8 protein-coding genes and 1 pseudogene are annotated in these 7,903 nt (G+C 41.6%); 8 read left to right on the forward strand and 1 reads right to left on the reverse strand.

Annotated elements, in window-relative coordinates; all coding sequences use genetic code 11:
- Positions 1 to 158: 158 nt before the first annotated feature.
- The 6 genes from B3X18_RS14570 (at position 159) to B3X18_RS14595 (ending at position 5,667) form a co-directional block, all read left to right on the forward strand.
- Complete coding sequence (locus tag B3X18_RS14570) at positions 159 to 1,172, forward strand: sulfate ABC transporter substrate-binding protein (protein ID WP_005027021.1); 1,014 nt, start codon at positions 159 to 161, stop codon at positions 1,170 to 1,172.
- A gap of 27 nt (positions 1,173 to 1,199) precedes the next feature.
- Positions 1,200 to 1,811, forward strand: coding sequence for an RBBP9/YdeN family alpha/beta hydrolase (locus B3X18_RS14575; protein ID WP_005027023.1), 612 nt, complete (start codon positions 1,200 to 1,202; stop codon positions 1,809 to 1,811).
- Positions 1,812 to 1,897: 86 nt separating this feature from the next.
- Complete coding sequence (gene cysT, locus B3X18_RS14580; RefSeq protein WP_005019345.1) at positions 1,898 to 2,731, forward strand: sulfate ABC transporter permease subunit CysT; 834 nt, start codon at positions 1,898 to 1,900, stop codon at positions 2,729 to 2,731.
- On the forward strand, positions 2,728 to 3,621 hold the full coding sequence (cysW, locus tag B3X18_RS14585) for a sulfate ABC transporter permease subunit CysW (protein WP_005019344.1): 894 nt from the start codon (positions 2,728 to 2,730) through the stop codon (positions 3,619 to 3,621). The genes cysT and cysW overlap by 4 nt, the downstream gene beginning before the upstream one ends.
- Positions 3,622 to 3,632: 11 nt before the next feature.
- Positions 3,633 to 4,694, forward strand: a complete 1,062-nt coding sequence (locus B3X18_RS14590; RefSeq protein ID WP_005019343.1) for a sulfate/molybdate ABC transporter ATP-binding protein — start codon at positions 3,633 to 3,635, stop codon at positions 4,692 to 4,694.
- A gap of 49 nt (positions 4,695 to 4,743) precedes the next feature.
- A complete protein-coding gene (locus B3X18_RS14595; protein WP_005019342.1) occupies positions 4,744 to 5,667 on the forward strand; it encodes a CysB family HTH-type transcriptional regulator in 924 nt (307 codons plus the stop codon).
- Positions 5,668 to 5,754: 87 nt separating this feature from the next.
- Here the strand turns inward: B3X18_RS14595 and carO are convergent, their stop codons facing one another.
- The gene (gene carO / locus B3X18_RS14600; protein ID WP_005019341.1) at positions 5,755 to 6,483 is read right to left on the reverse strand and encodes an ornithine uptake porin CarO; all 729 of its coding nucleotides are present in this window, start codon (positions 6,481 to 6,483) and stop codon (positions 5,755 to 5,757) included.
- Positions 6,484 to 6,775: 292 nt separating this feature from the next.
- Here carO and dapD point away from each other — a divergent pair, with 292 nt between their 5' ends.
- Positions 6,776 to 7,597, forward strand: a complete 822-nt coding sequence (dapD, locus tag B3X18_RS14605; protein ID WP_005019340.1) for a 2,3,4,5-tetrahydropyridine-2,6-dicarboxylate N-succinyltransferase — start codon at positions 6,776 to 6,778, stop codon at positions 7,595 to 7,597.
- 79 nt (positions 7,598 to 7,676) lie between these two features.
- Positions 7,677 to 7,903, forward strand: a pseudogene (locus B3X18_RS14610) (7-carboxy-7-deazaguanine synthase QueE); the annotation flags it as partial.

Below are 7,903 nucleotides of genomic sequence, written 5' to 3' on the forward strand. Positions count from 1 at the left end.
TATCCAGTTGATTCTGCAACTTAGTTTAGAAACAGAAGTATATTTTCTTTTTCTTTATTTTTCATAATGAATTCGTTTTTTATTATTTTTTATGGATAAAGACTAGCGCTATTCTGCTTTCATGTTTTTATGCTTATGCAAAATATTGGGGATAAAATATGAAATTTTCAAAAGTAAAAATTGGAATAATTGCAGCATTACTTTCGGCCTCTACTGCAAGCTTTGCAGCTAAAGATTTTCTCAATGTGTCTTATGATCCAACGCGTGAGCTTTATGATCAGGTAAATAAGCAGTTTGGTGCTTACTGGAAACAACGTACCGGTCAAGACCTGAATTTACGCCAGTCTCATGGCGGTTCAGGTAAGCAGGCACGCTCGGTGATTGATGGACTGGAAGCTGATGTGGTGACTTTGGCACTTGCTGCTGATATCGATGTAATTGCTGAAAAAGCAAAATTATTACCTGCTGACTGGCAGAAAAAATTACCACAGAATTCCACTCCTTATACTTCAACTATTGTATTTCTGGTACGTAAAGGTAATCCGAAGGGAATAAAAGACTGGGGTGACCTGGTAAAACCGGGAGTAGGAATTATTACTCCGAACCCTAAAACATCTGGAGGCGCGCGCTGGAATTATCTGGCAGCCTGGGCATGGGCAAAGCACCAGCCAGGGGGTAATGATGCCAAGGCACAGGAGTTTGTTCGCCAGATTTATAAAAATACCAAAGTGCTTGACTCTGGCGCACGTGGAGCCACTACAACGTTTGCTGAACGTGGTATTGGTGATGTGCTACTGGCTTGGGAAAACGAAGCCTTTCTGGCAGTACGTGAACAGCCTGGCAAGTTTGAAATTATTACGCCCTCTTTATCTATTCTGGCTGAACCGCCTGTAGCGATTGTAGAAAAAAATGCAGCCAAAAAAGGGAATCTGAATGTTGCAAAAGGTTATCTGAACTTCTTGTATTCACCTTATGCACAGGATCTGGTTGCCCGTAATTATTACCGACCACGTAATGAGGCAGTCCTGAAAAAATATAGTAGTACTTTTAAACCGCTGAAGCTGGTCACAATTGATCAGGAATTTGGTGGCTGGAATAAGGTACAAAAGCAGCATTTCGAAAATGGCGGTGTATTTGACCAGATTGTAAAAATCAATAACAGTCAAAAGTAGAGTTCTGTGTAAACCGGGGGATCAGACATGAGTTCAATACATACAGTAATTGTACCGGGCGTAGGTGGCAGTGAATATGAACACTGGCAATCCTGGTTACAAAGACAGCTCAGGTCCTGTTCCCGTGTACAGCAAACAGACTGGAATATGCCAATACTTCAGGAATGGATTGCCCAGTTTGTGAAAACTGTAAGTTTACATCAGGAATCTCTCCAGATTGTAGCGCATAGCTTTGGCTGTCTGACCAGCGTCGCCGCACTTGCCGAATATCCCGACCTGGCACACAGAATCAAAAATCTGGTACTGGTCGCTCCAGCTAATCCTGAACGTTTTGGTGAGGCCGGTTTTGCACGGAACAGTCAATATAACTATGCAGAATATTTTCAAAATCTAAAAATCCGTGTCCCGGCCCAGCTAATCATCAGTGACAATGATCCGTGGTTTAAGCTTGAAGATGCCCAGTTTTTTGCTAATGCCTGGAATCTAAAACCAGTTAGCTTGGGTAAAGTAGGTCATATTAATGTAGCTTCCGGCTTCGGGCCTTTTCCGGAGATTTTCGATTTTTTAATTGCAGAGAAAAATAGCTTAAATATCAATATTACTGATAACACTGAGTTGTTTTTCAGATTTGCAATTTAAAGGCTCATGAATATGCTTGAGCAGTTTTTTCAGTTTTATTTCACCTACTTATTTTAAGTGGGCATACTCTCTTTTGAGGAGTTAACATGTTGCAGCGTTCCCGAGTGCTGCCAGGATTTGGTCTTTCTTTAGGCTTTACCCTTGCTTATCTGTCTTTAATTGTTCTGATCCCTCTTTCTGCGGTATTTATCAAGTCGCTAGGTATTGGCTGGGATGGTTTATGGGAAATTCTGAGTTCAGAGCGTATTTTAAAATCTCTGCAGCTCAGTTTTACGACTGCATTGCTGGCCGCTTTTATTAATGTTGTTTTTGGATTACTACTGGCTTGGTGTCTGGTACGTTACAGTTTTCCAGGAAAACGGCTGGTAGATGCCTTGATCGATCTGCCTTTTGCGCTACCTACTGCAGTTGCAGGTATTGCCTTAACTTCTCTTTATGCACCCACTGGCTGGATTGGACAGTATTTGGAGCCTTTAGGCATTCAGGTCGCTTATACCCCTATCGGAATTACACTGGCACTGATTTTCATTGGTCTACCTTTTGTCGTGCGCACGGTACAACCAGTTTTAAGCGATGTAGAAACTGAACTGGAAGAAGCGGCTTCTGCATTAGGTGCAACCCGTTTTCAGACTATTACTAAAATTATCTTACCTATTCTATTTCCAGCTCTTTTAACCGGTTTTGCACTTGCTTTTGCTCGGGGAGTGGGCGAATACGGTTCTGTAATTTTTATTGCAGGCAATCAGCCTTTTGAAACCGAGATTGCTCCCCTTATGATTATTTCACGGCTGGAAGAGTATGATTATGCGGCTGCGACCACTATTGCTGTGGTTATGCTCTTAATTTCATTTGCGATTTTATTTCTGATTAATCTGTTGCAGGCCTGGGCCAGCCGTCGTACCGGGAGAACCGCAAGATGAGTTTAACCACCAATAGTAATGCACTGGCAGAAAAACTGCAGTCACGCGATGCGACCAGGGAAGCAGCTTGGGTACGCTATCTATTACTCACTATCGGTCTGCTATTTTTTCTAAGCTGTCTGGTTCTTCCTCTTATTCTGGTATTCGTTGAAGCTTTTAAGCAGGGTGTCGGGGTTTACTTTCAGGCGCTGGTCCATCCGGATACTTTATCTGCAGTCAAACTGACTTTATTGACAGCAGCGATTGCAGTACCTCTTAATGTAGTCTTTGGCGTAGCTGCTGCATGGTGTGTAGCCAAATTTAACTTTAGAGGCAAGTCTATTCTGACCACCATTATTGATCTGCCCTTTTCGGTTTCGCCTGTTATTGCCGGTATGATGCTGGTCCTAATTTTTGGATCTCAAGGCTGGCTGGGAGAATGGCTGATAGATAACGATATTAAAATTTTGTATGCCACTCCTGCGATTGTTTTAGCCACAATATTTATTACTGTGCCATTTGTAGCACGTGAACTGATTCCATTAATGGAATCACAAGGTAATGAAGAGGAAGAAGCTGCAATTGTACTGGGTGCGTCTGGCTGGCAGACCTTCTGGAAAGTGACTTTACCCAATATTAAATGGGGTCTGCTTTATGGCGTAATTTTATGTAATGCACGAGCTATGGGTGAATTTGGCGCAGTTTCAGTTGTATCTGGTCACATCCGTGGGGAAACCAATACATTACCCCTGCATGTCGAAATTCTTTATAACGAATATACCTTCAGTGCCGCTTTTGCTGTGTCATCACTACTGGCATTACTGGCAATTGTGACATTAATCCTGAAAACCTGGGTAGAACTCGGGCAGGAAAAACAAGCTAAGCGTAATGATGATTCAGCCTCTTCTTAAGGAATGCCCCCATGAGTATTCAAGTTAAAAATATTGAAAAACACTTTGGTGCATTCCATGCACTAAAAAATATTTCACTCGATTTTCCTGAAGGTCAACTGGTTGCCCTGCTTGGCCCTTCAGGTTGTGGTAAAACGACTTTACTCCGGATTATTGCCGGTCTTGAATCGGCAGACGGCGGACAGGTTCTGCTAGAAGGTAGCGATGCGACTGATGTACATGTTCGTGAACGTCAGGTAGGTTTTGTATTTCAGCATTATGCGCTATTTAGACATATGAGCGTATTTGACAATATTGCTTTTGGCTTGCGTGTACGTCCCCGCAGTACTCGACCATCGGAAGCTGAAATTAAAAAACGGGTAACCCGCCTGTTAGATCTGGTGCAATTAGGATTTCTGGCAGATCGTTATCCAGCCCAACTTTCAGGTGGACAACGTCAGCGTATTGCTTTAGCGCGTGCGCTTGCAGTAGAACCGCGAGTTTTATTACTAGATGAGCCTTTCGGTGCGCTTGACGCGAAAGTTCGTAAAGAGTTACGTCGCTGGTTACGAACTTTACATGACGAACTTCATATCACTTCCATCTTTGTTACCCATGATCAGGAAGAAGCGCTTGAAGTTGCTGATCAAATCGTGGTGATGAATAAAGGTAATATTGAACAGATTGGTTCACCTCGGGAAGTCTATGAGAAACCAGCTACGCCATTCGTATTTGACTTCTTGGGTCAGGCCAACCGTTTTGAAGGACAATATCAGCAAGGCATTATCCAGATCGGACAAGACCGTATCCAACTTCCTCATAGTGTAGAAGTTGCACAGGGAAAAGTGGTTGCATTTGCACGTCCTGATGAATTACGTATTCACGCTCAACCGCAAGATAATACAATTCAGGCAACATTTCTGCGTGAAATCTGGATTGCTGGTAATGTTGTAGCAGAATTACAGGACCGCAATGGTAATCTGATTGAAATCACGCTTTCACCAGAAGAAGTAAAACAGCATCAGTTCAGGGCACAGCAGAATGTATGGATCAGTGCTTCTGCCCTACACCTGTTTGAAGATCAGGTCGCGTAAATATAATAAAGGGGCTGTATATGCCCCACTCTTTTTTGAGGTAATCCAGATGAACTTTCAGCAACTTAGAATTATTCGGGAAACGGTAAGACAGAATTTTAACCTGACTGAAGCCTCAGCGGCACTCTATACATCACAGTCAGGTGTTAGCAAACATATTAAAGATCTTGAAGATGAACTGGGAGTACAGCTTTTTATTCGTAAAGGTAAGCGTCTGCTAGGTCTGACAGAACCTGGCCAATCTCTTTTGAACATTGTTGAGCGTATGCTGGTCGATGCAGAAAATATCAAGCGGTTGGCTGATGATTTCAACAAAGTTGACGAGGGTACACTTACCATTGCTACCACTCATACCCAAGCGCGTTATGTTCTACCCCCGATTGTTAACCAGTTTAAAAAAGCTTTTCCCAAAGTTCATCTCATTCTGCAACAAGCCAGTCCGGTAGAGATTTCAGAAATGCTCTTACAGGGGGAAGCTGATATTGGTATTGCTACAGAATCATTGACAACAGAAGAAAATCTGGCCAGTGTTCCATATTATACATGGGAACACAGCATTATTACTCCACAGCATCATCCTTTAACCCAACTGGAAAATATTCGTCTAGAAGATCTGGCTAACTATCCAATCATTACTTATCATGGCGGTTTTACTGGACGCTCTAAAATTGACAAGGCTTTTGAAGCAGCCAATATTGAAGTTGATATAGTAATGTCTGCACTTGATGCAGATGTTATTAAAACTTATGTAGAACTCGGTATGGGGGTAGGCATTGTTAATAACGTCGCTTATGATGCGGAACGCGACTATCGCTTAAAACAGATTCAAACTGATATTTTTGGTTTAAATACCACTTGGTTAGCAGTTCGTAAGGGACATTTATTACGTGGTTATGGCTACGAGTTTATTTCGTTGTGTTCACCTGAAGCTGACATAAAAGCACTTAAGAAAGTGGCCTATCCAGAAGAGTAAAGTTTTTAAAACAATTTTTAAATTTGATTAAATAATTATAAAAGCAATAAAAAACGGACCTTAGTCCGTTTTTTATTGCTGACTGGATTAGAAGCGGAAGCTTACACCCAGTTTAGCTACTGGTAACCATTCATATTTGTTATCATTTTCAATATCACGTTCTTCACGTTCAACTGCTGTAGCAAAGTCAGTACCAGGCTCAGTAGTGATAGCTGTACCAGAAGCTGTCAAGTTGACATTTGGGTTACCATTATAAAATGCACCGATTTCACCAAATACGCCCCAACGGTTAGTAATTGCTGGAGAGAAACCGATACCTACATACGGTGCTAAATTATTTTTATAAGAAAGTTGACCATTAATCCGTGCACCACTAGTACCAGCAACAAAATCAGTTCCATTTACAGTGAAGCCTTCACTAGCACCTATGCGTCGATCCAAGTCGTAATCATTATCTACATAAGCTACCCCAGCAGCCATATAGAACCAGTTTGCCCAAGGACGAATCTCAGCATTTAAGTAAACATTATTGTTATCCATATCGATGTCATAATCTGAGCCATTTACAGATAAGTCATCTGACCAAGAGATATCTCCACCGTTGTAACCTAAAGTTACACCAACATATGGATTGGCATTATATGAAATCGCGCCACCGTAACCAGTAGTACCAACTTCTGCACGTACTGAAGCTGGTTTAAAGAAAGAGAACGTTGAGACCCCTTCTTCAGTGACAATTATTTCATCAGCTGCCAATGCAGAACCTGCAATAGCACTTAAAACTGTAGCGGTCGCTAAAACTCTTAAAGCTTTCATTATTAATCTCCTCAGAAGAGTTTGTTTTTTAATCTATAATTGTTTCGTGTCTTGTATGTTAGATAAAACCTAAGTGGGTTTTTAGACACAAATTACGTGGTTTCTGTTATTTTTTGATACATTTAACGTTTTTTCTTGTTTTTACATGTTTTTTTGTAAAAATATTTCCAAAAAGCTTCATATTTACTTTACTCGTACCAGAGACCTTTATAGATGAAAAGTTTGCTAGTTTTTGGCTGTTTTTATACACAAATAGTGTAAACTCTCATAAATTTTTTCAGGAAGGAATATCATGACTCAGCTTTCAACTATTATTGAGCAGGCCTTTGAAAACCGCGCCAACTTTACCGCAGCAGATTGTCCGTCAGAAGTGCGTCAAGCTGTAGAAGAAGCTATTGAAGGTCTGGATAACGGTACACTGCGAGTAGCTGAAAAAATTGATGGTGAATGGATTGTTCATCAATGGCTGAAGAAAGCGGTCTTATTATCTTTTAAATTAAATGATAATAAGCCAATCGAATCATGTGACCTGCGTTTTTATGATAAAGTCGAGACCAAATTTTCTGGCTGGACTGAAGAGCAATTTAAAGAAGCCGGCGTACGTGTAGTGCCACCTGCTGTAGCTCGCCGTGGTAGTTTCCAAGCTAAGAATGTGGTTCTTATGCCTTCTTATGTGAATATTGGTGCTTATGTAGATGAAGGCACAATGGTAGATACATGGGCAACTGTAGGTTCATGCGCACAGATCGGTAAAAATGTTCACTTGTCGGGTGGTGTTGGTATCGGTGGTGTACTTGAACCGCTTCAGGCCAACCCGACTATCATTGAAGATAACTGTTTCATCGGTGCACGTTCTGAAATTGTTGAAGGTGTTATTGTTGAAGAAGGTTCTGTCATTTCAATGGGCGTTTACATCGGCCAATCTACCAAGATTTATGACCGTGAAACTGGCGAAATCCATTATGGCCGTGTTCCTGCAGGTTCAGTTGTTGTACCAGGGAACTTGCCATCTAAAGATGGAACATACAGCCTTTATGCTGCAATTATCGTGAAAAAGGTAGACGCTCAGACACGAGCTAAAACCAGTCTAAATGACCTGCTTCGCGCTGACTAATTTTCTGTCTGTTTAAAGGTCTCTACGGTCATGCCTGATCGTAGAGATTTTTGTTTTTTATAGAAGGTGATATTGGGCTATGAATCCCTTACGTTCTTCCGTTATTCCAGTGTCTGATCCGGCAGCTGGTTTACGTATTACGGAGATTTTTTATTCGTTGCAGGGAGAAGCAAACGCTGCGGGGTTACCAACAGTATTTATTCGTCTGACTGGCTGCCCTTTACGTTGTACCTATTGCGATACGACCTACTCTTTTGAAGGAGGGGTACGTCAGTCACTTGAAGAAATCATTGCAACTGCCCGAAG

It is taken from the genome of Acinetobacter sp. UBA6571 (assembly GCF_002434085.1).
In the GTDB taxonomy this organism is placed as follows: Bacteria; Pseudomonadota; Gammaproteobacteria; order Pseudomonadales; family Moraxellaceae; genus Acinetobacter; species Acinetobacter radioresistens.

Coding starts and splice junctions, on each gene's coding strand:
- B3X18_RS14570 (WP_005027021.1), top strand. CDS start 159: ATGAAATTTTCAAAAGTAAAAATTGGAATAATTGCAGCATTACTTTCG.
- B3X18_RS14575 (WP_005027023.1), top strand. CDS start 1,200: ATGAGTTCAATACATACAGTAATTGTACCGGGCGTAGGTGGCAGTGAA.
- cysT (WP_005019345.1), top strand. CDS start 1,898: ATGTTGCAGCGTTCCCGAGTGCTGCCAGGATTTGGTCTTTCTTTAGGC.
- cysW (WP_005019344.1), top strand. CDS start 2,728: ATGAGTTTAACCACCAATAGTAATGCACTGGCAGAAAAACTGCAGTCA.
- B3X18_RS14590 (WP_005019343.1), top strand. CDS start 3,633: ATGAGTATTCAAGTTAAAAATATTGAAAAACACTTTGGTGCATTCCAT.
- B3X18_RS14595 (WP_005019342.1), top strand. CDS start 4,744: ATGAACTTTCAGCAACTTAGAATTATTCGGGAAACGGTAAGACAGAAT.
- carO (WP_005019341.1), bottom strand. CDS start 6,483: ATGAAAGCTTTAAGAGTTTTAGCGACCGCTACAGTTTTAAGTGCTATT.
- dapD (WP_005019340.1), top strand. CDS start 6,776: ATGACTCAGCTTTCAACTATTATTGAGCAGGCCTTTGAAAACCGCGCC.